Genomic DNA, 22991 nt, shown 5'->3' on the forward strand with positions numbered 1-22991 from the left:
CCTCTCATGCCGCACCGCCGGGATCCGAGCCGGGCGTACGGCCGCGCGGGGTGCCGGCGAGGCGGCGCTGTGCCTGCACGTGCCGTACGAGGTCGGCGACCCAGTCCCGGTCGGTGCGCAGCGCCAGGTGGGTCGCGCCGCTGCGGCGCAGTGCCCGGCGGACGAGCTGGCGCTGCCGGGTCGCGGCGGCCGCGTACCGCTCGCGCAGCCGGCGGTCGCCGGTCGACACCTCGCGCCGCTGTCCGCTCTCCGGGTCGACCAGGGTGATCAGGCCGACGTCGGGCAGTTCGAGTTCGCGCGGGTCGGTGATCTCGACGGCGAGCACCTGGTGCCGGGCGCCGAGCCGGCGCAGCGGTGTCTCCCACGCCGGTTCACCGATGTCGTCGTCGGGCAGGCCGTCGAGGAAGTCGGAGACGACGACCATCAGCCCGCGCCGGGCGGTGGACCGGTGCAGGCCGTCGATCGCGCCGGCCAGCGCCGGGGCCGGCCCGGCCCCGTCGAGCCGCGGGGCGGCGAGCAGCAACCGCAGTACGGCGAGCAGGTGGTTGCGGCCGCCGCGGGCCGGGAACCGGCGTACGGCCTCCTGGGTCACCACGTGTGCGCCGAGCCGGTTGCCGATCCCGGCGGTGAGGAAGCCGACCGCCGCGACGGCGGCCACCGCGAGTTCGCGTTTCTCCAGGTCGGCGGTTCCGAAGTCCATGCTCGGGGTGCCGTCGACGAGCAGCCAGGTGGACAGTTCGCGGTCGGCGTCGACCTGCCTGACGTGCGGCACGGCCGTACGGGCGGTGACCGCCCAGTCCATCCGGCGCACCTCGTCCTCGCCGGGCCGGTACTCGCGGCTGCCGGCGAATTCGCTGCCGGAGCCGGGCAGCAGGCCGAGGTACTGGCCGTGCAGCAGCCCGTCGAGCCGCCGGGTGATGGTCAGTTCGAGCCGGCGCAGCCGCCGTTCGGGAGCCAGCTCGTGGATGGTCGCCGGGCCGTCGCCGCCCGCCGCGCCACCGCCGCGGGTCCCCGCCGGGCCGCGGCCGGCCGTCCCGGGCATCATGCCGCCGCCGGCATACCGACGCGGCGGACGTCCTGGGCCGGGGCGATCCGGGGCGGCGGGACGACCTCGACGACGCGGCGCACGATCGACTCGGCGGCGACGCCGTCGGCGACCGCGTCGAAGGAGAGCACCAGCCGGTGCGCGACGACGTCGACGGCCAGTTCCTTGACGTCCTCCGGCAGCACGTAGTCGCGGCCCCGCAGCAGGGCCAGGCCGCGCGCGGCGGCGACCAGCCCGAGGGTGGCCCGGGGACTCGCCCCGTACGCCAGCAGTGGCACCACCTCCGGCAGGCCGAACCGGGCCGGGTCGCGGGTGGCGAGCACCAGCCGTACGACGTACTCGGCCAGCGCGTGGTGCACGAACACGCCACGGGCCGCCTCCTGGAGGGTGCGCAGCCGGTCGGTGTCGAGGACCCGGCGCGACGCCGGGCGGGCGGTGCCCATCCGGTAGAGGATGCCGAGTTCCTCCTCGTCGCTCGGGTAGCCGACGACGACCTTCATCAGGAACCGGTCCCGCTGCGCCTCCGGGAGCTGGTAGACGCCCTCGGACTCGATCGGGTTCTGGGTGGCCAGGACGAGGAACGGGTCGGGCACCGGATAGCTGCGGCCGCCGATGGAGACCTGGCGTTCGGCCATCGCCTCCAGCAGCGCCGACTGCACCTTCGCCGGGGCCCGGTTGATCTCGTCGGCGAGGACGAGGTTGGCCATGACGGGGCCCAGCTCGACATCGAAGTCCTCTTTGGACGCCCGGTAGATGCGGGTGCCGACGATGTCGGACGGCACCAGGTCGGGGGTGAACTGGACCCGGGAGAAGGTGCCGCCGACCGCGGTGGCCAGGGTCTGCGCGGCCAGCGTCTTGGCCACCCCGGGTACGCCCTCCAGCAGGCAGTGCCCCTCGGCGAGCAGCGCGGTGAGCAGCCGCTCGACCAGCCGGTCCTGCCCGACGATGACCCGCTTGACCTCGAAGAGGGTCTGTTCGAGTTCGGTGGCCGTACGGCCGTCGGTCTTGGCCCGGTCGATGGTGGCGACCGGGATCTCGCCGGTCGCGTCGGCGGCGCTCACAGGTCGGCCGCCGGGGTGTCGGTGGCCTTCCCGGGGCAGTCGCGCCCGGCGCCCGGCTCGGGCGCGTCGGTCACGATCTGCAGCACGGGTTCCGGGTGCCACTGGTCGGCGGCGTGGGCGATGCCGCCGAAGGTCCCGGCCGCGGCGGCCGCCCCGGCGAACGCCAGCCCGGCGATGGTCTTGATCCGCATCGTGTCGGTTCCCCTCCGTCGCGCGTGTGGCGCCCCCGGCCGGCAGGCCGGTGCGCCCGTCTGCCACATGTCACCAGGACGGACCGAAAGCGGGCCGAAGGAAGCGGGACGGTTTCCCGGCCGGGCGGATGACGGGGTCGGCTACCGTGCGCCGGGTGAGCGTGGATGTGGGGCGGGCGGGCGTCGAACGGGTGTCGGCGCGGCCGGCCCGCCGGGGCGCCCGGGCGCTGGCGGTGCTGTGCTGGCTGGTCGCCGTACCCGGGCTGCTCTGGGCCGTCGTCCGGCTCTTCGGGCTGGAGCGGGGGCCGCTGGTGCAACTGGTCGCCTTCACCCCGTACGTGGCCGCGTGGAGCGTGCTGCCGGTGGTCCTGGCGCTCGCGCTGCGCCGGTGGTGGGCCGCCGGCGTGGCGGCGGTCGCCGCGCTGGCGCTGCTGGGCGTGGTCGTGCCGCGGGTCGTGCCGGACCGTGGACCGGTGCCGGACGGTCCGGCCCTCAGGGTGCTGACCAGCAACGTGCTCGCCGGGGCGGGCGATCCGGCGGCGGTGCTCGCGCTGGTGCGGGCGGAGCGGGTGGACGTGCTGGCGGTGCAGGAGTTCAGCCCGGAAACGCAGGCCGCCCTCGACGCGCTGGGGGTCGCCGACGTGCTGCCGCACCGGGTGACCAACCCGATGGTCGGCACGCAGGGTTCCGCGCTCTACTCCCGGTTCCCGTTGACCGACACCGGGATCCGGTGGAACGACGGCGGCTTCAGCCAGGCGTACGGCACGGTCCTGGTGCCGGGCGGGCCGGCGGTGGTGGCCGAGTCGGTGCACCCGGCGGCGCCGTACGCCCTGTCGGTGATCGACGACTGGCGCACCGACCTGGCGGCGCAGCCGGTGGCCACCCCGGACGGGCCGCTGCGGGTGCTGGCCGGCGACTTCAACGCCACCCTCGACCACGCCCCGCTGCGGGACCTGATCGACACCGGGTACGTCGACGCGGCCGCCGCCCGGGGTGCCGGGCTGCTCGGCACCTGGGGCCCGTACGACGGCGACCCGATCCCGCCGGTGGCCATCGACCACGTGCTGGTCGACCGGCGGATCGGGGTGCGCGCGGTCGCCGTGCACCCGGTGGCCGGCAGCGACCACCGGGCGGTGCTGGCCGAGCTGGCCCTGCCGGCCGGATAACGCCCGTCCGGCCGGCAGGGCCGTGGGCGTCAGGCCGCCGGGGTCCGGGCCAGCCCGTACGTCAGCGCGTCGACCAGCGCCCACCAGCTCGCCTCGACCACGTTCTCGTGCACGCCGACCGTGGTCCAGTCCCGACCGCCGTCGTCGGCGGTCTCGACCAGCACCCGGGTGATCGCGCCGGTGCCGTGCGTGCCCTCCAGGATGCGGACCTTGTAGTCGGCGAGTTCGAAGCCCTTGAGCTGCGGGTAGTGGCGCAGCAGGGCCAGCCGCAGCGCTTCGTCGAGGGCGTTGACCGGGCCGTTGCCCTCGGCGGTCGCGATGACGCGTTCGCCGCGTACCCGGACCTTGACGGTCGCCTCGGAGACGACGGCGCCGTCCTCGCGGTGCTCGACGATGACCCGGTAGGACTCCAAGGTGAACGGCCGGACCACCTCGGCGCCGGGGAGTTCGGAGCGGACCAGCAGTTCGAACGACGCGTCGGCGGCCTCGAACGACCAGCCGCCGGCCTCCATGTCCTTGACCCGGTTGGTGACCCGGGAGACGGCTTCGGGATGGCCGGCCAGGTCGAGCCCGAGCTCGCGGCTCTTCAGCTCGATGCTGGCCCGGCCGGCCATCTCCGTCACCAGGATCCGCATGTCGTTCCCGACCACCGCCGGGTCCACGTGGTTGTAGAGCAGCGGATCCACCTTGATCGCGCTCGCGTGCAGCCCGGCCTTGTGGGCGAAGGCGGCGGCCCCGACGTAAGCCTGGTGGGTGTCGGGGGCGATGTTGGCGATCTCGGCGATGGCGTGCGAGACGCGCACCATCTGTTCCAGGCAGCCGTCCGGTAGGACGGGCAGCCCGAGCTTGAGTTGCAGGTTGCCGACGACGGCGAACAGGTCGGCGTTGCCGGGGCGCTCGCCGTATCCGTTGGCGGTGCCCTGGAAGTGGGTGACGCCGGCCTCGACGGCGGCGACGGTGTTGGCGACGGCGCAGGCGGTGTCGTTCTGGCAGTGGATGCCGAACCGTTCGGCGGGTACCCCGAGCCGGTCGACCAGTTCGCCGATCACCCGGGTCACCTGCGACGGCAGCATGCCGCCGTTGGTGTCGCACAGGACCACCCGTTCGGCGCCGGCCGCCAGCGCGGTGGCGACGACCGAGCCGGCGTACGCCGGGTCGTGGCGGTAGCCGTCGAAGAAGTGTTCGCAGTCGAGGAAGACCCGGCGGCCCTGCGCGACGAACCAGGCGACGGTGTCGCGGACCATGTCGAGGTTTTCCGCCCCGGTGGTGCGCAGGGCCCGTTCGACGTGCCGGATGTCTGACTTGGCGACCAGGCAGACCGCCGGGGTCTGCGCGTCGAGCAGGGCGCGTACCTGGGGGTCGTCCCCGACGGCGACGCCGGCCTTGCGGGTGGCGCCGAAGGCGACCAGGACGGCGTGTTTCAGGTCGAGTTCGGTGCGGGCGCGGCGGAAGAACTCGGTGTCCTTGGGCATGGCCCCGGGCCAGCCGCCCTCGATGAAGCCGACGCCGAACTCGTCGAGCAGGCGGGCGATGGCGAGCTTGTCGGCGACGGAGTAGCTGATTCCCTCGCGCTGTCCCCCGTCGCGCAGCGTCGTGTCGTACACCTGGTAGGTCATGGGAGGTTCCTTTCGAGCCGGTTGGGCGGCGATTCGCGGCGGGTCCGGACCAACAAAAAGACCCCCCGCGGATGCGGGAGGTCTGCGCGCTCGGCGAGGGGGCTGCCGGCGCGCTAGGTGCCAATAATGAGGGCGAGGCTGTTCACCCGTCACACTCTGCCACCTCCGCCAGGATTCGAGAGCAGGAATCCATATTTCGGGAAGCCCGATTCGGGACGCAGTGGACCCCGTCGATCGGTCCGTTTTGTCAGCCCGTGACAGGATTCACACTTCATCACTGCACCATCGGACCGAAACAGGAGCCGGGCAAAATCTGGATCGAATCCAGATACGGCCCACCAGGAGGTACCGTGCTCACCGTCGGTGACCACTTCCCGCAGTACGAACTCGCCGCCTGCGTCTCGCTCGACGCCGACGACGCCTTCACGACGATCACGAACAAGAGCTACGAGGGCAAGTGGCGGGTCGTCTTCTTCTGGCCGAAGGACTTCACGTTCATCTGTCCGACGGAGATCGCCGAGTTCGGCCGCCTGAACGGCGAGTTCGCCGACCGCGACGCCCAGGTGCTCGGCGTCTCGGTCGACTCCGAGTTCGTGCACTACGCCTGGCGCAAGGACCACCCGGACCTGCGCGACCTGCCGTTCCCGATGCTGAGCGACATCAAGCGGGAACTGTCCGCCGCCGCCGGCGTGCTCGGCGAGGACGGGGTGGCCCAGCGGGCTACGTTCATCGTCGACCCGAACAACGAGATCCAGTTCGCGATGGTGACCGCAGGTTCGGTCGGCCGCAACGTCTCCGAGGTGCTGCGGGTCCTCGACGCGCTGCAGACCGACGAGCTGTGCCCGTGCAACTGGAACAAGGGCGGCGAGACCCTCGACGCCAAGAAGCTCCTCGCGGGCGCCTGATCCATGGGCCTCGACGTCATCAAGGCGGCCCTGCCGGACTACGCCAAGGACATCAAGCTCAACCTCGGCTCCACCGTGGGCACCTCGACCCTGAGCCCGGAACAGTCCTGGGGCACCGCACTGGCCTGCGCGGTGGCCGCCCGCAACCCGGTCGTGCTGCGGGAGATCGCCGCCGAGGCCGCCGGCACGCTCAAGCCCGAAGCCGTCGAGGCGGCCAAGGGCGCGGCGGCCATCATGGCGATGAACAACGTCTACTACCGGGCCAAGCACCTGATCGGCGACGAGTCGTACGCGACGATCCCGGCCCGGCTCCGGATGCAGATCATCGCCCGGCCCGGCGTCGACAAGGGCGACTTCGAACTGTGGTGCCTGGCCGTCTCCGCGATCACCGGCTGCGGGGTGTGCCTGGAGTCGCACGAGAAGACGTTGCGCGGCACGGGATTCACCCGTGAGCAGGTGCACGAGGCGCTGCGGATCGCCGCCGTCGTGCACGCCGCCGCGGTCACCCTCGACGCCGAGACCGCCCTGGCCTGACCCCGACGCGTCCCGGCCCGGCGGCACGTCCGTCGATGAAGATGTGTCGCCGCGGCCGGACCGGGGTAGGAATCCTCTCGACCGAGGAAAGTCAACGTCGAGAAGAGGAGGCAGCCAGATGACCCGGCTCGACCCTCAGACGACCCCGTACGGCACCCAGGATCCGGTGCACCCGACACAGGACCCGATGTACGACGGCGCCCAGGGCGTCGTTCCGGGCGGTCCTCCCGCGGGCGCCTTCGATCCATGGAGCTACCGCGAAGACGCCGGGGTCACCGGTGCCGACCTGGTCGGCTACAAGGTGGAGGCCACCGACGGCGGGATCGGAAAGATCGATTCCGCGAGCTACGAGGTGAACTCGAGCTACCTCGTGGTCGACACCGGACCGTGGATCTTCGGCAACAAGGTGATGTTGCCGGCCGGCGTGGTCAACCACGTCGACCACGATGACCAGAAGGTCTACGTCAACCAGGACAAGGCACACATCAAGGCCGCACCCGAGTTCGACCCGGACCGGCACCACGATCCGGCGTACCGGGAGAAGCTGGGTGGCCACTACGGCGACTCGTACGGCTCCCCCGGCACGACCGCCCTGCCTCCGCAGATCATGTAGGCGGCGGACCGAACCTTCGACGGCCGGCGGGGCCTCGCCCCGCCGGCCGTCGGCGTCTCCCGAACTGTCCGCTCAGGCCGCCGGTACGGCGACTTTGGCCGCCGCCGGGGCTGGCTCGGCGGCCGGCCCCGGATCGCTCAGGCGCATGTTCCGTACGCCCGGCGAGCACAGGGCCGCCAGCGTCGACAGCACGATCAGCCCGGCGCAGGCGATCAGCGTCGGGCGGGCGCCGAACACCGCCGCCGCCGGGCCGGCGACCAGCAGCCCGACCGGCCCGAACATCAGCGAGCCCAGGGCGTCGTACGAACTGACCCGGCTCAGCGCGTCCGGCGGGATCTCCCGCTGGAGGCTGGTCTCCCACAGCACGCCGAAGATGTCGAAGCAGATGCCCATCACGACCGCCCCGAGCACCACCATCCACAGTGGTGCATAGATCCCGAGCAGCAGGTAGGGCAACGCGGTCGGCACGGTCAGCAGCACGGACACCAGCATCGGCCGGCGCGGCCGGATGCGGATCGCGATCACCACTCCGACGACCATGCCGACCGCCTCGCCGGCGAGCACCGCCGACCAGGCCGCCGCCCCGCCCATCTCCTCCTTGGCCACCACCGGGCCGAGCACCCCGTGCGCCGCCTGCAGCGCCATGACGAGGAACGCGAACTGGAGCACGATGACCCAGATCCACTGCCGCGAGACGAACTCCCGCCAGCCGTCGCGCAGATCGGCGAGCGGGTTCGTCCCCGTTCCGGTCGCCGACCGTACCCGCGCCGGCAGCCGCAGCGCGGCGATCAGCAGGGCCGACCCGGCGAACATCGCGGCGCTGACGGCCAGCGCCGGCCCCGCCCCGACCAGCACGACGGTGGCGCCGGCGAGGGCGTACCCGGCGATCCGGGCGAAGTTCGTGCCGAGCCGCAGCAGCCCGTTGGCGGCCTGGAGGCGTTCGGCGGCGACCACCTCCGGCACGATCCCGACCAGCGACGGGTAGAACAGCGCCACCCCGATCCCGGACAGCACCGCGCCGACGACCAGGCCGGGCAGCGGCGCCCACCCGGTCACCAGCATCGCGGCGAGCACCGTGTACGCCGCCGCGCACAGCACCTCACCGGCGATCATCACCCGGTAGCGCGGGAAGCGGTCGGCGAGCACCCCGCCGGCGAGCATGAACACGACCTGGGGAATGGCCTGGGCGGCCAGCACCACCGACAGGGTGGTGGCGTTCGCACCGGCCAGTTCCAGTACGCCGAAGGCCAGCGCCACCGGGGCGAAGGCGCTGCCGAGCACGGAGACCGTACGGGCGGCGAGCAGGAGGGCGAAGCGCCTGTCGCGCAGCAGTTGCAGGTCCCGGCGATAGCTGTGCACGACGTACGGTAAGCACCGGACGGGGCCGCGGTCATTCCGTTTTCCGGTGTCCCGCACCACACCCGGCCGGCGCTACGGTGAGGGCGTGGATGTCACCCCGGTCAACCGTTCCCTGTCCTTCTCGACCATGTTCAATTTCCGCGACATCGGCGGCTACGCCGGTCTCGACGGCCGTACGGTCCGCTGGAAACGGCTCTACCGCTCCGACTCGCTGCACCGCCTCGACGGTGCCGACCGCGACGCGTTCGCGCTGCTCGGCGTCAGGACCGTCATCGACCTGCGGCGGCCCACCGAGGTGAGCCGCGACGGGCGGGTGCCCGACTTCGTCGGCCTGGACTACCGGCACATCCATCCCGAGCACCGGGACTGGATCGAGATCCCGTACGACGAGACGCTGGGCGTCGGCCGCTACCTCGCCGACCGCTATCTCGAACTCGCCGAGACGGGTGCGGCCGGGGTCGGCCGGGCGGTGGGGATCGTCGCCGACGCCGACACCGCGCCGGCCGTGGTGCACTGCGTCGCCGGCAAGGACCGGACCGGCGTGGTGTGCGCGCTGACGCTGTCGACGCTCGGGGTGAGCGACGAGGACATCGCCGCCGACTACGCGCTGACCTCGGCCGCGTCGGAACGGTTCGCCGCCTGGATCCGCGGCAAGTTCCCGGACCACCCGATCCCGGCGCCGTTCCTGGCGTCGCCGGCCCAGGCGATGCTGCTGTTCCTCACCGAGTTGCGGACCCGGCACGGCTCGATCGAGAACTACCTGCTGGGCGCCGGCGTCACCCCGGCCCAACTGGAGGCGATGCGGACCCACCTCCTCGAATGACGAAGATCCCCGTGATCAGGGACCTTTTCCGGCGCGTCGTCGGCGCGCCGCGCGACAAGGTCCCTGATCACGCGGATCAAGCGGATCAGAACACCCGGTGGACCCAGCCGTACGGGTCGTCGGTCCGGCCCCGCTGGATGTCGACCAGCCGCTGCCGGATTCCCATGCTGACCTCGCCCGGCCCGCCGTCGGCGACCGCGAACTCGCCCTCCGGGAACCGCACCCGGCCGATCGGCGTGATCACCGCGGCGGTCCCGCAGGCGAACACCTCCCGCAGCCTGCCGCTGGTCGCGTCGGCCTGCCACTCGTCGAAGGCGACCGGCCGCTCGACCACCTCGTGCCCGGCCTCCCGGGCCAGGGTGATCACCGACTCCCGGGTAATGCCCGGCAGGATCGTCCCGGTCAACGGCGGGGTGACCAGCGTGCCGTCGTCGTAGACGAAGAAGATGTTCATCCCGCCGAGTTCGTCGACGTAGCGACGCTCGACGGTGTCGAGGAACACCACCTGGTCGCAGCCGTGCTCGATCGCCTCGGCCTGGGCGACCAGCGAGGCGGCGTAGTTGCCGCCGCACTTCGCGGCCCCCGTGCCGCCGGGCGCCGCCCGGGTGTAGTGCGGCGACACCCAGACGGTGACCGGCTTGACGCCGCCGGAGAAGTACGACCCGACCGGCGAGGCGATCAGCACGTACAGGTATTCGGCGGCCGGCCGGACCCCGAGGAAGACCTCGCTGGCGTACATGAACGGGCGCAGGTAGAGGCTGCCGTCGTCGCCGGCCGGGATCCACTCGCGGTCGACCTCGACGAGGTGCCGCAGCGAGTCCAGGAACGCCGGTTCGGGCAGCGGCGGCATCGCCATCCGGCGGGCCGAGGCGGTGAACCGGGCGGCGTTGGCCTCCGGGCGGAAGAGCGTCACCCCGCCGTCGCCGGCGTGGTAGGCCTTGAGCCCTTCGAAGATCTCCTGGGCGTAGTGCAGGACCGCGGTGGCCGGGTCCATCGGGATCGGCGCGCGGGCCTCGACCCGGGCGTCGTACCAGCCTTTGCCGTCGGCGTAGCGGATCGTGACCATGTGGTCGGTGAAGATCCGGCCGAATCCCGGGTTGGCCATCAGCGCGGCTCGTTCGGCGGCGGATACCGGCGCAGGATTCGGACGGATCTCGAAGTCGAGCTTGTCACCACCGCTCATCGCGTTTGACCTCCAGATTGCTGGGCGCGTGCGAACACGGGCACGCCAGGGGAACGGGACTGGTGCCTGGAATCTACCCCGAACGGTCGTTCATGGGCGATGGCCCGGCCAGGTGCGTCGACGGCGCGGTGACGGTCGCGGACGGCCGGTGGAGTCCCCGGTCGGGGTGGGCGAAACAGATCGGTACGGGCCGGCCGGACCGTGGTCCGGCCGGCCCGGCCGGCGGTTTGCGGGGCGGGGTCAGCCGGCCGCGTGGGCGGCGAGCCGGTCGCCGACCTCTTCGGTACGCAGCGGTGCTCCGGGTACGCGGGCGGCGAGTTCGGCGGCGACCGCCTCGGATACCCGGTGGGCCGCCTCGGGGTGGCCGAGGTGGTCGAGCAGCAGCCCCGCGGACAGTACGGCGGCGGCCGGGTCGGCCACGCCCTTGCCGGCGATGTCGGGCGCCGAACCGTGTACCGGCTCGAACATCGACGGGTAGGCCCGCTCGGGGTTGATGCAGCCGCTGGCGGCCAGCCCGATGCCACCGCTGACGGCGGCGGCGATGTCGGTGAGGATGTCGCCGAAGAGGTTGTCGGTGACCACGACGTCGTAGCGCTGCGGCTGGGTGACCAGGAACATCGCGGCGGCGTCGACGTGCTGGTACTCGGTGGTGACGTCCGGGTGCTCGGCGGCGACCGCCTGGAACGCCCGGGCCCACAGCGAACCGGAGTGGGTCAGCACGTTGGTCTTGTGGACCAGGGTCACCTTGCGGCGCTCGCGGCGCTCGGCGCGGGCGAACGCGTCCCGGATGACCCGCTCGACGCCGTGCCGGGTGTTGAGGCTCTCCTCGGTGGCGACCTCGGCGGGGGTGTCGCGGTGCAGCGAGCCGCCCGCGCCGGTGTACAGCCCCTCGGTGCCCTCGCGGACCACGACGAGGTCGATCTCGCCCGCCTTGACACCGGCGAGCGGGCTCGCGGTGCCCGGCCACAGCCGGGAGGGGCGCAGGTTGACGTACTGGTCGAAGGCGAAGCGGAGCCTGAGCAGCAGGCCGCGCTCCAGGACGCCCGGCGGGACGCTGGGGTCGCCGACGGCGCCGAGCAGGATCGCGTCGTGTCCGGCGAGTTCGGCCAGCACGGAGTCGGGCAGCACCTCGCCGGTGCGGTTGTAGCGGGCGGCCCCGAGGTCGTACTCGGTCGCCTCCACTCCGGGCAGTACGGCGTCGAGGACCTTGCGGGCCTGGGCGACCACCTCGGTCCCGATGCCGTCACCGGCCACCACCGCGATCCGTGCCACCGACACGTCGAACTCCTTAGCCCTCGCTGTTTACCGAACGTTAGGCGATCGTCCCGTCCTCCGGTACGCGCTTCCCAAGGTTTGGAAAGTTCTGCCGTACAGAAGCTTCACAGCGAAAATCCACCACGAGGTCACGTCCGGCGCCTAGGTTGGGTGACGTCCGGCAGAGGGGGGCCGAAGGCAATGCCGATCCACCGCACCACCCGCAACACCGACACCGTCCGAACCATCGCTCCCGGTGACCAACCGGCCAGACCCGACGTACGCCTCGGCGGCCCGGCCGCGAGGTCCCGGCCAACGAGTGCCGGCGCCGGTCCCGACCGGCTGGTCGCCCGGCACACCGTGCAGACCTCGACTGCGGACTACTCGCTGGTCCTCAACGGGCCGGCCTGGATGACCCGGCGGATGCTGAGCGAGGCGATCGGTGACGCGGTCGCCGAACTGCGGGCGATCGACGTGACCTACAGCCCGCTGCGCGAGGGCAGCCTGGTGTCCCGGCTGCGCCGCGGCGAGGTGGCCCCCGAGGCCTACCCGCCGCTGCTCGACATCGTCGAGCGGTGCAACGCGATGCGGGCGGCGACCGACGGCTGGTTCGACGCCTGGGCGGTGCCGGGCGGGTTCGACCCCAGCGGCCTGATCAAGGGCTGGGCGGTCGAGCGGGCCGCGGCCCGGTTGCGCGCCGCCGGCATCGAGGACTACGCCGTGGTCAGCGGGGCCGACCTGACCGTACGCGGGCACGCGCCGCACGGCGGGCCGTGGCGGGTCGCGATCCACCACCCCTACCAGACGAAGCGGCCACCGATCATGCTGGCGATGACCGGGGGTGCGGTCGGCACCTCGGGGGTGGCCGGCCACCAGAACCACGTCGTCGACCCGCACACCGGCGAGGCGGTCCACCACCTCGCGGCCGCCACCGTGACCGGCCCGGACCTGGCCGTCGCCGACGCCTACGCGACGGCGCTCTTCGCCGCCGGCCGCGCCGGACTGGCCTGGTTTCCCACCGCGGACGGCTACCGGGCGCTGCTCGCCCCGACCCGCTGAGCGGACGGTCGGCCGCCCGGAAAGACGACCGGCCCCCACGATCTCGGCAACAGATCGCGAGGGCCGGTCGAAGACGAGTACGCGTGGCTCGCGCACAAGTGTCGGCACGCACCCGACGTGGTGTCCCATCACCCGAAGACGAGCCCACGCCCGGGAATCGCTGCGTAACCGCGCGGATACGCTATCGATTGCAGCTCACCGAGCGCAAGAGGTACGTCCACCGCGTGTCGATCCGGGGTTGCGCGAAACCTGACCCCGGTCGGATGGCAGTCTGTGGCGCGTGAGTTTCGATCTGGTCGTGTGGGCCCTTGACGCAACGGGCGCCACGGCGGCGAATGTGCGCGCCGCCCACGAGTCGTGCCGGCGGGGCGAGCACCGGGCGGGGCCGCCCGATCGCCGCATCCTCGCGTTCCACGCCGCGTTGACCGCGAGCTATCCGGAACGGGCCGCCAACTCCCCGTGGGCGGTGACACCACTGCATCTGGCCGCCGACCACCTGGAGATGAACCTGACCGAGACCTGTGCCGACGAGGTGCTGCTGACCGTGGAGCGACTCGCCGGCGTATACGGGTTGCTGCTGTTCGACCCGCAGGACGGCTCGGTGTATCCACCACCGGCCACCGTAGGACGCTGATCACGCGCCGCCGGACCGGGGCGCCGCCGGCCGCGGCGCAACGGGCCGGCGGGTGACCGACCGCGGTCGGACACCCGCCGGGTCGCCGTTGCCTACTCGTCGCGCAGGTCCGCCGCGCTCGCGGCGACGGCGCCGACCGCGTCGGCGGCCGAGGCGAGCAGTTCGACGCCGACCGCCGAGTCGACGGTGAGGGTCATCAGCGCCTCACCGCCGGCCTCGCGCCGGGCCACCTGCATCGCGGCGATGTTGACGCCGGACTCGCCGAGGATCGAGCCGATCGTGCCGACCACGCCCGGCCGGTCGACGTAGCGCAGGAAGAGCAGGATGCCCTCGGCGCCCAACTCCAGGTCGAAGCCGTCGACCTCGGTGAGCTTGATGACCTCGCGGGTGCCGCTGACGACCACGGTTCCGGAGACGGAGACGGTACGGCCGTCCGGCAGCGCGCCGCGCACGGTGACCAGGTTGGGCTGGTCGGCGGTGTCGGCGAAGGTGGCCAGCTCGACGGCCACGCCCCGGTCGGCGGCCAGATGCGGCGCGTTGACGTACGTCACCTGCTCCTCGACCACCGAGGTGAACAGGCCCTTGGTGGCGGCCAGCTTGAGCACCGAGACGTCGTTGGCGACGATCTCGCCACGGACCTCGACGGTGACGCTGGCGGCGATCCCGCCGGCGACCGCGGTGAAGACCTTGCCGAGCTTCTCGGCGAGCGGCAGCAGCGGCCGGACGTCCTCGGCGACGACGCCGCCGGCCTGGACGTTGACCGCGTCCGGCACGAACTCGCCCTGGAGCGCCAGCTTGACGCTCTTGGCGACGGCGAGGCCGGCCTTGTCCTGGGCCTCGGCGGTCGAGGCGCCCAGGTGCGGGGTGGCGACGACGTTGTCGAACGCGAACAGCGGCGACGCCGTGCACGGCTCCTTGGCGTAGACGTCGACACCGGCGCCGCCGACCCGGCCCTCGGCGATCGCGTCGGCCAGGGCCTGCTCGTCGACCAGGCCGCCGCGCGCCGCGTTGACGATCCGGACGCCGGGCTTGACGATCGCGAGTTCCTTCTCGCCGATCAGGCCGACGGTCTCCGGGGTCTTCGGCAGGTGGATGGAGATGAAGTCGCTCTCGCGCAGCAGCTCCTCCAGGCCGACGAGCCGTACGCCGAGCTGGGCGGCGCGGGCCGGCTGGATGTAGGGGTCGTACGCGATCAGGCGGGTGCCGAAGGCCGCGATCCGCTGGGCGAACAGCACGCCGATGCGGCCGAGCCCGACCACCCCGACGGTCTTGCCCTGCACCTCGACGCCGGTGTACTTGGAACGCTTCCACTCGCCGGCCTTGAGCGCGGCGCTGGCGCTGGCGGTGTTGCGGGCCACGGCCAGCAGCAGGGCGACGGCCTGCTCGGCAGCGGAGACGATGTTGGAGGTGGGCGCGTTCACCACCATGACGCCGCGGGCGGTGGCGGCCGGCACCTCGACGTTGTCGAGGCCGACGCCGGCCCGCGCGACGACCTTGAGCCGCGGCGCGGCGGCCACGGCCTCGGCGTCGATCTGCGTGGCACTGCGCACGATTACCGCGTCGGCCTCGGCGAGCGCGGCCAGCAGGGCGACCCGGTCGGTGCCGTCGACGTGCCGTACGTCGAAGTCGTGGGCCAGGACGTCGAGCGCGGCGGGGGCGAGCTCTTCAGCGATCAGTACGACAGGAGTCATCGGTCCTCGTAGATATCGTCAGGGGCGGGTGGTGTGCGGCGGCGGGGGCGCCGCTCTGCGCCCAGCACTCCCCCGAGCGGGATACACAACGGGGATGCGGCCTACCGCGATCGTAGGCGCCACCGGCGCCACCACGGCCCGCACCCCCGCGTGAGTGCCCTCACAAACCCGACCTAACGCCCGCGCAACCGCTTCCAGGTGAGCCCCCTCACGCGGGGCTTGCGGTCTCCGGAGTGCGGCCTCGCGGGCTCGGTCTTTCCACGGCTGGACCGGTGCCGACCTGCCGGAAACTGTTCGCCTCGGCGGTCAGCGTGTCGAAGAACAGGTCGAAGTCCAGCGACCCCACCGGCGGGTAGATCCGCTCCCGGGGCGGCTCCTCGCCGGGGGCCAGCGCCCCCTGGGCGACCATGAAGTCGAGGATCGCCTCACGCACCGCCGGCAGCGACACCGGCGAGTGGTAGAGCACGTTCAGCGCCTGCATCCGCATGCCCTGGACGTGGTCCTCGCCCTTGTTGTCGTGGAAGTGCGGGTTGCGGGTCTCGATCTGCAGGACCGGCACCGAGCTGGTCATGACCTCGGGATAGGAGGCGGGCAGCACCCCGCCGAACTGCTCGAAGAGGTCGACGTACTCGAAGGGCTCGACGGCGAACCCGCCGGCCAGGCGCATCCGCAGCCCGAGGTCGAGGCTGAGCGCGTGCTCGCCGGCGTTGCCGGTCGCGATCACCTCGGTGCCGAAGCCGGAGTATTCGGCGACCAGCCGGTTGAGGAACTGGTTGGTGATCTCGGAGCTGCGGCCGCGTCGGCTGAAGAAGAGCCGCCCGTCGCGCAGCTTGGGCTTGGAGTGCCAGGAGATCCGGACCATGGCGTACGGGTTGGCGGCCAGGTGCAGGCCGGCGGCGTAGACCTTGACGTATTCGTGCACGGCGCCGGGCACGTAGTTGTCGGCGTCCACGTAGCCGATGTAGGCCCGTCCGGTCATCGCGGCGACGGCCATGCCGATCAGCATCGCCTCGCCCTTGCCGGCGCGGACCATCCCGTCGTCACCGACCAGCTCGGGCATCCCGGCCGCCTTGAGGGCCGCGGCGAGACCCGGGTCGCGCTGGTGGATGGTGATCGCGGGGCGCTCGGCCGACTGGCAGAACTGTTCGACGGTCTGCGCCTCGATCTCGAACCGGTCGACCGGATGTCGGTCGCTGTTCGAGACCAGCACGATCAGACAGTCGTGCGGGATACCGGAGAGCACACCCTCGATCACCCTCCGTGTCTCATTCATGCACGGAATGACAATTACCATCTCGCGCTCGATGGCGCGGATGGCATCGTGCGAGACGATGCCACTGCCCCGGGCCCCCGTGGCATCCCCGGAGTCCAGCTCGATAACGCGCTGAAGTTCGTGGATGCGAACGGCGCCGAAGCGTTCGGTACGGTGCGAGTGCTCCAGACGCATGCGGCGACAGTACCGGAGACTTAGATTAACTGGTTGTAACCAACGGTCAAATAGGCACAGCGCTCGACTTCCGCCACGAACGGACGCCGAATCGCAACCTGGACGTAACGCACAATGATCGAGGCGTTCCCGTTGCCGCCCAGGCGACATGTCGGGAACGCCTCGATGAAGTGCCGTTCGCTGCCCTTGGGCGTCAGGCGGTCTCGGTGATCGGTCGATCGACCCAGCTCATCATCCCGCGCAATTTCCGACCGGTTTCCTCGATCGGGTGCGCGGCGCCCTCGGCCCGCCACTTGTTGAAGTTGGGCCGGCCGGCGTCGTCCTCGGCGATCAGTTCGCGGGCGAACTCACCCGACTGGATCTCGGCCAGGATCTTGCGCATTTCCTCCTTGGCCCGGGCGTCGACCACCCGCGGACCACGGGTGTAGTCGCCGTACTCGGCGGTGTCGGAGACGCTGTAGCGCATCCGGGCGATGCCGCCCTCGTACATCAGGTCGACGATCAGCTTCAGCTCGTGGAGGCACTCGAAGTAGGCGACCTCCGGGGCGTAGCCCGCCTCGGTCAGCACCTCGAAGCCGGTCTGCACCAGCGCCGAGGCGCCGCCGCAGAGCACCGCCTGCTCACCGAACAGGTCGGTCTCGGTCTCCTCCTTGAACGTGGTCTTGATCACACCGGCCCGCGTGCCACCGATGCCCTTGGCGTACGACAGCGCGAGCGCGAGCGCGTTGCCGGTCGCGTCCTGCTCCACCGCCACCAGCGCGGGCACGCCCTTGCCGTCGACGTACTGCCGGCGGACCAGGTGACCCGGCCCCTTCGGGGCGACCAGGGCCACGTCCACGTCGGCCGGCGGCTTGATGAGGTCGTACCGGATGTTGAGGCCGTGACCGAAGAACAGCGCCTTGCCGGCCGACAGGTGCGGCGCGATCGACTCGGCGTACAGCGAACGCTGCACGGTGTCCGGCGCCAGCACCATGATCAGGTCGGCCTCGGCCGACGCCTCTGCCGGGGTCAGCACCCGCAGGCCCTCTTCCTCGGCCTTGGCCCGGCTCTTCGAGCCCTCCGGCAGGCCGATGACGACCTCGACACCCGAGTCGCGCAGCGACAGCGCGTGGGCGTGCCCCTGGCTGCCGTAGCCGATCACCGCGACCTTCTTGCCCTGGATGATGCCCAGGTCGGCGTCGTCGTCGTAGAACACCTCAGCGGTCATGACTTCCCTTTCCTGCGACGGGCCCCTGCGACCCGCCGTCACTAAGCGGCACGCAGCGCCGGGCCGGTGGTGATCGAGCGCGAGCCGCGCCCGATCGCCACGAGGCCGGACTGCACCATTTCCTTGATTCCGAACGGTTCGAGGTCGCGCAGCAGCGCGTCGAGCTTGTCGGGCGTGCCGGTCGCCTCGATGGTGAGCGTGTCCGGGGCGACGTCGACGACCCGCGCCCGGAAGAGCGCGACCGTCTCCAGCACCTGCGCCCGCGCCGCCCGGTCCGCCCGGACCTTGACCAGCAGCAGCTCGCGGGCGACCGCGGCCCCCGGGTCCAACTCGACGATCTTCAGAACGTTGACCAGCTTGTTGAGCTGCTTGGTCACCTGCTCCAGCGGGGACTCGTCGGCGTTGACGACGATCGTGATCCGGGAGACCTCCGGGTGCTCGGTCTCCCCGACCGCCAGCGAGTCGATGTTGAACCCGCGCCGGGAGTAGAGGCCGGCCACCCGGGCCAGGACGCCGGGCTTGTTCTCCACCAGCACCGACAGCGTGTGCTTGCTCATGCCTTCTCCTCGAACTCCGCCGGCGCGGTCACAGGTCGTCTTCGTCGAACGTGGGGCGAACCCCACGGGCGAACATGATCTCGTCGTTGCTGGTGCCGGCGGCGACCATCGGCCACACCATGGCGTCCTTGCCGACCACGAAATCGATCACCACGGGGGCGTCGTTGATGGCCATCGCCGCCTCGATCGTCTTGTCCACGTCGGCGGCGTTCTCGCAGCGTAGCCCGACACACCCGAGCGCCTCGGCGAGCTTGACGAAGTCGGGGATGCGGTGCTTGTGGGTGCCCAGGTCGGTGTTGGAGTAGCGCTCGTTGTAGAACAGCGTCTGCCACTGGCGGACCATGCCCAGGTTGCCGTTGTTGATCACGGCGACCTTGATCGGGATGCCCTCCAGGGCACAGGTCGCCAGCTCCTGGTTGGTCATCTGGAAGCAGCCGTCGCCGTCGATCGCCCACACGGTGGTGTCCGGCATACCGACCTTCGCGCCCATCGCGGCCGGCACCGCGTAGCCCATCGTGCCGGCACCGCCGGAGTTGAGCCAGGTCCGCGGCTTCTCGTACGAGATGAACTGGGACGCCCACATCTGATGCTGGCCGACACCCGCGGCGTAGACCGCGTCGGGGCCGGCGATGGCGCCGATCCGCTGGATGACGTACTGCGGGGCCAGCGTGCCGTCGGCCGGCTCGTCGTAGCCCAGCGGGTAGCGGTCGCGCAGGTCGTCGAGCTGCGCCCACCACTCGGTGCGGTCACCGGTCCGGCCGCCGCTCTGCTCGACGGTCGCCGCCGCGATCAGCTCGTCGATCACGTGCCGGGCGTCACCGACGATCGGCACGTCGGCGGCCCGGTTCTTGCCGATCTCGGCCGGGTCGATGTCGGCGTGCACGATCGCCGCGCCCGGGGCGAACGAGTCCAGGTTGCCGGTCACCCGGTCGTCGAACCGCGCGCCGAGCGCCACGATCAGGTCGGCCTTCTGCAGCGCGTAGACGGCCGCGACGGTCCCGTGCATCCCGGGCATGCCCAGGTGCTGCCGGTGCGAGTCGGGGAAGGCGCCCCGGGCCATCAGCGTGGTGATCACCGGGATACCGGTCAGCTCGGCCAGCTTGCGCAGCCCCTCGGTCGCCTCGGCCTTGAGCACGCCGCCGCCGACGTACAGCACCGGACGGCGGGCGGCGTTCATCAGCCGGGCCGCCTCGCGGATCTGCTTGCCGTGCGGGTGCAGGGTCGGCCGGTAGCCGGGCAGCTCCAGGGTGGGCGGCCAGGAGAACGTCGTCTGCGCCTGCAGCACGTCCTTGGGGATGTCGACCAGGACCGGGCCCGGCCGGCCGGTGGAGGCCAGGTGGAACGCCTCGGCCAGGATGCGCGGGATCTCCTCCGGCGTCTGCACCAGGTAGTTGTGCTTGGTGATCGGCAGGGTGATGCCCTGGATGTCGGCCTCCTGGAAGGCGTCCGTGCCGATCGCCGGACGGGCGACCTGACCGGTGATCGCCACCACCGGCACCGAGTCCATGTAGGCGTCGGCGATCGGCGTCACCAGGTTGGTCGCGCCCGGACCGGAGGTGGCGATACAGACCCCGACCCTGCCGGTGGCCTGCGCGTAGCCGGTCGCGGCATGGCCGGCCCCCTGCTCGTGCCGGACCAGGATGTGCCGCACCGTCGAGTCGTAGAGCGGGTCGTACGCCGGCAGGATGGCGCCGCCCGGAATGCCGAACGCGACCTCGACGCCGAGCGCCTCCAGCGACCTGACGAGCGAACCCGCACCGGAGACCTGGGCCGGGCCGGGCGGCGGTACGGGCACGGCCGCCGAGCCGGACCCGGTGGCGAGGGTGGCCGGGCTGGGCGTCGCGTGGACGCGGTTGGCGAGCGTCTCTGGCGTTGGTCTAGTCATCGCAATTCTGGCCTTCGGTCGGTGCGGCACGCTCTACGCGTGATGCGGGTTCGGCGCGGACCGGTGCCCGCGCGGGCGGACCCGCGCCCGGACGGGCGACGGGTGGCTGGCCAATAAAAACGGCCCACGTGCAGATGCACGGGGCCAGCGCACTCTCGAACGATGAGAGTGCGCTCAGATAAGTACTCGAAACGACCTGGTCGGCGACATGGGGCTAAGCCTGACGCATCTCACGCGCTGAGTCAACTGATCTCACATCCTGGTCACCGCGTGTCGGATTCCGCTGGTCAACCTCGTGCGACGACTGCGCCGGGTCCGCGTCCGGCGTACGGTTCACCGGCGCGCCCACGCCCCCGTCGGCCCGCCCGCCGATCTGCCGGGGAACGGCCGGCACCGCCCGCGCGCCCGGCGACGTCGCCGACTCCAGCAGCGCCTCCAGGTGCTCGGCGGGAACCCCCCAGCCGAAGAGCTGCCCCTGCCCGAAGCGGCAGCCCGCCTCGACCACGGCCGCCATCTCGGTCTGGTTGGTCACCCCCTCGGCGATCACCTGCAGGCCGAGCTGGTGCCCCAGGCGCATCACGACGTCGACGTACGGGGCGAAGACCCGGTCGGGCCGGCCGTCCACCGGCGACTTCTGCTCGGCCACCAGGCTGTGGTCGATCTTCAGGATGTCGATCGGCAGGTGCCGGAGCTGGCCGAGCGACGAGTAACCGGCGCCGAAGTCGTCCAGCGCGATCCGTACGCCGATGGCCCGCAGCGCCCGCAACCGCTTGATCAACTCGTCGAGGTCGGTGGCCACGGTGTGCTCGGTCACCTCCAGCACCAGCCGCTGCGACGGCACCCGGTGGGCGCGCAGCGCCTCGGCCACCTGCTCGACGTATTCCGGGGCGTGCAGCTCGCGCGGCGACACGTTGACCGACACCCACACGTCGTGGCCGGCCGCCCGCCACAGGGCGAGCTGGTGGCACGCCTGGTGCAGCACCCACGACCCGAGCGTGGCGATCATCCCGCACTCCTCGGCGAGCGGGATGAACTCGTCGGGGCGTACCTTGCCCAGCCGCGGGTGGGTCCAGCGCAGCAGGGCCTCGGCGCCGACCGGCCGGACCGCCGGGATCTCCGCCACCGGCTGGAACACCAGGTGCAGCTCGCCGCGCTCGACCGCACCGCGCAGTTCGTGCTCCAGGGTCGTCCGCCGGCGCAGCAACTGGTCGTAGGCGATGTCGTACTGCTCGACCCGGTTCTTGCCGCGCTGCTTCGCGTAGCGCAGTGCCAGGTCGGCGTTGCGCAGCAGGGTGGGCACGTCCGACCCGCCGGTGCGCCGGGCGATACCGATGCTGACCGACAGGAAGACGATGCCGTCGCCCTGCTCGTACGGCCGGCACAGCACCCCCAGCAGCCGGTCCGCCGCCCGCTGCGCCTCGGCCGGCCCGGTGCGCATCAGCACGGCGAACTCGTCACCGCCCAGCCGGGCGGCGAGGTCGCCCGGCCGCAGGTTCTGCCGCAGCCGGGCGCCGACGTCGCCGAGCACCGCGTCGCCGACGTCGTGGCCGCGCATGTCGTTGACGTACTTGAAGCCGTCGAGGTCCAGGGCCAGCAGGACCACCGGTACGTCACGTTGGTGCACCCGGCGCAGTTCCTCCAGCAGTCCGCGCCGGTTGGCCAGCCCGGTCAGCGCGTCGGTGTGCGCCAGGTCCCGGTAGTGCGCCTCGCTCTCGGCCAGCCGGTGCGCGTACGCCCGCACGTCGAGCAGCGCGACGTACTGCCGGGCGACCAGCGCGAACCCCTCCGCGATGCCGGCGGCGATCCCCGGCGCGGTGAACCGGCCCTCGAGCAGCAGGTGGTAGACCGCCGAGGCGGCCATGCCGAGCATCGGCAGGAAGGCGTAGGCGGTGCCCCGGCGGATCACGTCGCCGTGCGGCTCGCCGGGGGTGTCGGGGAACCGGACCGCCCAGACGAGGACGAGCACGCCGACCGGCACCGCCACGGTGCTCGCCAGCACCATCGCCGTGCCCGGCTGGCAGACGCCGGTGGCCACGCCGAGCCCGCCGACGGCGGTGGTGACGATGCCGGCACCGGTCAGGATCAGCCCACGGCGCGGCCGGGCGGTGCGCAGCACGGCGACCACGGCCACCCCGACCACGATCGCGACCGCCACGCTGGCCAGCAGGATCGCCGTGCAGGTGGTCGGGGTCGCCGCGCCCAGGATGCGGGTCGGCTCGGACAGCAGCACCCAGCCGACGAACCACAGCGCGGCCCCGACGACCACCGCGTCGAGCAGGTGGCGGGCCACCGTGCGGGTGTCACCGGCGAGGCCGGGCATCCGCAGCAGCCCGACACTGAACAGGACCCCGCTGAGCACGACCCCGATCGACACGACACCGGCCAGGGTGACCCGCTGCTCCCGGTATGCCGACCAGTCCGGAACCATCGCGACCAGGCCGACGAGACCGACGACCAGGCTGGCGGCGGCCACCCCGGCCCCGGCGGCGAGCACCAGGCGGGCGCGCCGGCTCGCGCCGGAGTGCCGGCGGGCTGACCAGACCAGCATCACCGTGCCGATCACGGCGGTGAACCCACCGGCCACGGCGGCGATCTCGACACCCGAGGGGAAGTGCACACATCAACTCTGCCGGATGGCGACCTGGCGTGGGGGGACGGGGTGTGCGACAGCGGGTCCGGCGGCTATGGCGGACACCACACCTTTTCCCGAGTGGTGGACCCGCCGTACGGCGCGGCGGCCGGTGGACGGGTCGCGGTGCAA

The 22991-nt window shown here is 72.0% G+C and carries 20 protein-coding genes; 7 read left to right on the forward strand and 13 right to left on the reverse strand.

Annotated elements, in window-relative coordinates; genetic code table 11:
* Positions 1–4: 4 nt before the first annotated feature.
* Genes QCD66_RS29590 through QCD66_RS29600 form a run of 3 tightly spaced genes read right to left on the reverse strand, consistent with a single transcriptional unit; the run spans position 5 to position 2297 of the window.
* On the reverse strand, positions 5–1042 hold the full coding sequence (locus QCD66_RS29590; protein WP_375733895.1) for a DUF58 domain-containing protein: 1038 nt from the start codon (positions 1040–1042) through the stop codon (positions 5–7).
* Positions 1042–2079, reverse strand: coding sequence for a MoxR family ATPase (locus QCD66_RS29595; protein ID WP_357533411.1), 1038 nt, complete (start codon positions 2077–2079; stop codon positions 1042–1044). Before QCD66_RS29595 ends, QCD66_RS29590 begins: the two co-directional genes overlap by 1 nt.
* Before the next feature lie 23 nt (positions 2080–2102).
* Positions 2103–2297 carry a hypothetical protein gene (locus tag QCD66_RS29600; RefSeq protein WP_364208251.1) on the reverse strand — a complete coding sequence of 65 codons (195 nt, stop codon included), beginning with the start codon at positions 2295–2297 and terminating at the stop codon, positions 2103–2105.
* Positions 2298–2488: 191 nt separating this feature from the next.
* Between QCD66_RS29600 and QCD66_RS29605 the strand changes: the two genes are divergently transcribed.
* A complete protein-coding gene (locus tag QCD66_RS29605; RefSeq protein ID WP_375733893.1) occupies positions 2489–3463 on the forward strand; it encodes an endonuclease/exonuclease/phosphatase family protein in 975 nt (324 codons plus the stop codon).
* Between the two features lie 29 nt (positions 3464–3492).
* Here QCD66_RS29605 and cimA read toward each other — a convergent pair whose 3' ends face one another.
* Positions 3493–5079, reverse strand: a complete 1587-nt coding sequence (cimA, locus tag QCD66_RS29610; protein ID WP_364208254.1) for a citramalate synthase — start codon at positions 5077–5079, stop codon at positions 3493–3495.
* 350 nt (positions 5080–5429) lie between these two features.
* Between cimA and QCD66_RS29615 the strand changes: the two genes are divergently transcribed.
* The 3 genes from QCD66_RS29615 to QCD66_RS29625 all read left to right on the forward strand — a co-directional run bounded on the left by QCD66_RS29615 (position 5430) and on the right by QCD66_RS29625 (position 7131).
* Positions 5430–5984, forward strand: coding sequence for a peroxiredoxin (locus tag QCD66_RS29615; protein WP_357532695.1), 555 nt, complete (start codon positions 5430–5432; stop codon positions 5982–5984).
* A 3-nt stretch (positions 5985–5987) separates the two neighbouring features.
* Positions 5988–6518, forward strand: a complete 531-nt coding sequence (locus QCD66_RS29620; protein WP_364208258.1) for a carboxymuconolactone decarboxylase family protein — start codon at positions 5988–5990, stop codon at positions 6516–6518.
* 118 nt (positions 6519–6636) lie between these two features.
* Complete coding sequence (locus QCD66_RS29625) at positions 6637–7131, forward strand: PRC-barrel domain containing protein (protein ID WP_375733883.1); 495 nt, start codon at positions 6637–6639, stop codon at positions 7129–7131.
* Positions 7132–7203: 72 nt separating this feature from the next.
* Here the strand turns inward: QCD66_RS29625 and QCD66_RS29630 are convergent, their stop codons facing one another.
* Positions 7204–8490 carry an MFS transporter gene (locus QCD66_RS29630; RefSeq protein ID WP_375733882.1) on the reverse strand — a complete coding sequence of 429 codons (1287 nt, stop codon included), beginning with the start codon at positions 8488–8490 and terminating at the stop codon, positions 7204–7206.
* 127 nt (positions 8491–8617) lie between these two features.
* Between QCD66_RS29630 and QCD66_RS29635 the strand changes: the two genes are divergently transcribed.
* Entirely contained in the window at positions 8618–9313 is a 696-nt protein-coding gene (locus QCD66_RS29635; RefSeq protein ID WP_375733892.1) for a tyrosine-protein phosphatase, read from the forward strand.
* Positions 9314–9398: 85 nt separating this feature from the next.
* Here the strand turns inward: QCD66_RS29635 and QCD66_RS29640 are convergent, their stop codons facing one another.
* Complete coding sequence (locus QCD66_RS29640) at positions 9399–10496, reverse strand: branched-chain amino acid aminotransferase (protein WP_364208264.1); 1098 nt, start codon at positions 10494–10496, stop codon at positions 9399–9401.
* Between the two features lie 240 nt (positions 10497–10736).
* Positions 10737–11768 (reverse strand): 3-isopropylmalate dehydrogenase, encoded by a 1032-nt coding sequence (locus QCD66_RS29645; RefSeq protein ID WP_364208829.1) that lies wholly within the window; start codon positions 11766–11768, stop codon positions 10737–10739.
* 183 nt (positions 11769–11951) lie between these two features.
* On the opposite strand from QCD66_RS29645, the gene QCD66_RS29650 reads away from it, so the two are divergent.
* Both QCD66_RS29650 and QCD66_RS29655 read left to right on the forward strand, forming a co-directional pair.
* The gene (locus QCD66_RS29650) at positions 11952–12809 is read left to right on the forward strand and encodes an FAD:protein FMN transferase (RefSeq protein WP_375733881.1); all 858 of its coding nucleotides are present in this window, start codon (positions 11952–11954) and stop codon (positions 12807–12809) included.
* A 280-nt stretch (positions 12810–13089) separates the two neighbouring features.
* Positions 13090–13443, forward strand: coding sequence for a hypothetical protein (locus tag QCD66_RS29655; protein WP_364208270.1), 354 nt, complete (start codon positions 13090–13092; stop codon positions 13441–13443).
* A 92-nt stretch (positions 13444–13535) separates the two neighbouring features.
* On the opposite strand, the gene serA is transcribed toward QCD66_RS29655, so the two are convergent.
* The 6 genes from serA to QCD66_RS29685 all read right to left on the reverse strand — a co-directional run bounded on the left by serA (position 13536) and on the right by QCD66_RS29685 (position 22778).
* Positions 13536–15134 (reverse strand): phosphoglycerate dehydrogenase, encoded by a 1599-nt coding sequence (serA, locus tag QCD66_RS29660; protein WP_364208273.1) that lies wholly within the window; start codon positions 15132–15134, stop codon positions 13536–13538.
* A 208-nt stretch (positions 15135–15342) separates the two neighbouring features.
* Positions 15343–16581, reverse strand: a complete 1239-nt coding sequence (gene mpgS / locus QCD66_RS29665; protein ID WP_364208276.1) for a mannosyl-3-phosphoglycerate synthase — start codon at positions 16579–16581, stop codon at positions 15343–15345.
* A gap of 193 nt (positions 16582–16774) precedes the next feature.
* Positions 16775–17788 carry a ketol-acid reductoisomerase gene (gene ilvC / locus QCD66_RS29670; protein WP_364208279.1) on the reverse strand — a complete coding sequence of 338 codons (1014 nt, stop codon included), beginning with the start codon at positions 17786–17788 and terminating at the stop codon, positions 16775–16777.
* A 41-nt stretch (positions 17789–17829) separates the two neighbouring features.
* Positions 17830–18345 carry an acetolactate synthase small subunit gene (gene ilvN / locus QCD66_RS29675; protein WP_357532712.1) on the reverse strand — a complete coding sequence of 172 codons (516 nt, stop codon included), beginning with the start codon at positions 18343–18345 and terminating at the stop codon, positions 17830–17832.
* 28 nt (positions 18346–18373) lie between these two features.
* The gene (locus QCD66_RS29680; RefSeq protein WP_364208282.1) at positions 18374–20230 is read right to left on the reverse strand and encodes an acetolactate synthase large subunit; all 1857 of its coding nucleotides are present in this window, start codon (positions 20228–20230) and stop codon (positions 18374–18376) included.
* A gap of 214 nt (positions 20231–20444) precedes the next feature.
* A complete protein-coding gene (locus QCD66_RS29685; RefSeq protein ID WP_375733891.1) occupies positions 20445–22778 on the reverse strand; it encodes a putative bifunctional diguanylate cyclase/phosphodiesterase in 2334 nt (777 codons plus the stop codon).
* Between the last annotated feature and the right edge of the window lie 213 nt (positions 22779–22991).

The organism is Polymorphospora sp. A560, from assembly GCF_045781765.1.
GTDB lineage: Bacteria > Actinomycetota > Actinomycetes > Mycobacteriales > Micromonosporaceae > Polymorphospora > Polymorphospora lycopeni.

What these genes read in the sequence shown, in the direction of transcription:
- QCD66_RS29590 (WP_375733895.1), bottom strand. Translation starts at nt 1,042, where the DNA reads ATGCCCGGGACGGCCGGCCGCGGCCCGGCGGGGACCCGCGGCGGTGGC.
- QCD66_RS29600 (WP_364208251.1), bottom strand. Translation starts at nt 2,297, where the DNA reads ATGCGGATCAAGACCATCGCCGGGCTGGCGTTCGCCGGGGCGGCCGCC.
- cimA (WP_364208254.1), bottom strand. Translation starts at nt 5,079, where the DNA reads ATGACCTACCAGGTGTACGACACGACGCTGCGCGACGGGGGACAGCGC.
- QCD66_RS29620 (WP_364208258.1), top strand. Translation starts at nt 5,988, where the DNA reads ATGGGCCTCGACGTCATCAAGGCGGCCCTGCCGGACTACGCCAAGGAC.
- QCD66_RS29625 (WP_375733883.1), top strand. Translation starts at nt 6,637, where the DNA reads ATGACCCGGCTCGACCCTCAGACGACCCCGTACGGCACCCAGGATCCG.
- QCD66_RS29635 (WP_375733892.1), top strand. Translation starts at nt 8,618, where the DNA reads ATGTTCAATTTCCGCGACATCGGCGGCTACGCCGGTCTCGACGGCCGT.
- QCD66_RS29640 (WP_364208264.1), bottom strand. Translation starts at nt 10,496, where the DNA reads ATGAGCGGTGGTGACAAGCTCGACTTCGAGATCCGTCCGAATCCTGCG.
- QCD66_RS29650 (WP_375733881.1), top strand. Translation starts at nt 11,952, where the DNA reads ATGCCGATCCACCGCACCACCCGCAACACCGACACCGTCCGAACCATC.
- serA (WP_364208273.1), bottom strand. Translation starts at nt 15,134, where the DNA reads ATGACTCCTGTCGTACTGATCGCTGAAGAGCTCGCCCCCGCCGCGCTC.
- mpgS (WP_364208276.1), bottom strand. Translation starts at nt 16,581, where the DNA reads ATGCGTCTGGAGCACTCGCACCGTACCGAACGCTTCGGCGCCGTTCGC.
- ilvC (WP_364208279.1), bottom strand. Translation starts at nt 17,788, where the DNA reads ATGACCGCTGAGGTGTTCTACGACGACGACGCCGACCTGGGCATCATC.
- ilvN (WP_357532712.1), bottom strand. Translation starts at nt 18,345, where the DNA reads ATGAGCAAGCACACGCTGTCGGTGCTGGTGGAGAACAAGCCCGGCGTC.
- QCD66_RS29680 (WP_364208282.1), bottom strand. Translation starts at nt 20,230, where the DNA reads ATGACTAGACCAACGCCAGAGACGCTCGCCAACCGCGTCCACGCGACG.
- QCD66_RS29685 (WP_375733891.1), bottom strand. Translation starts at nt 22,778, where the DNA reads ATGCTGGTCTGGTCAGCCCGCCGGCACTCCGGCGCGAGCCGGCGCGCC.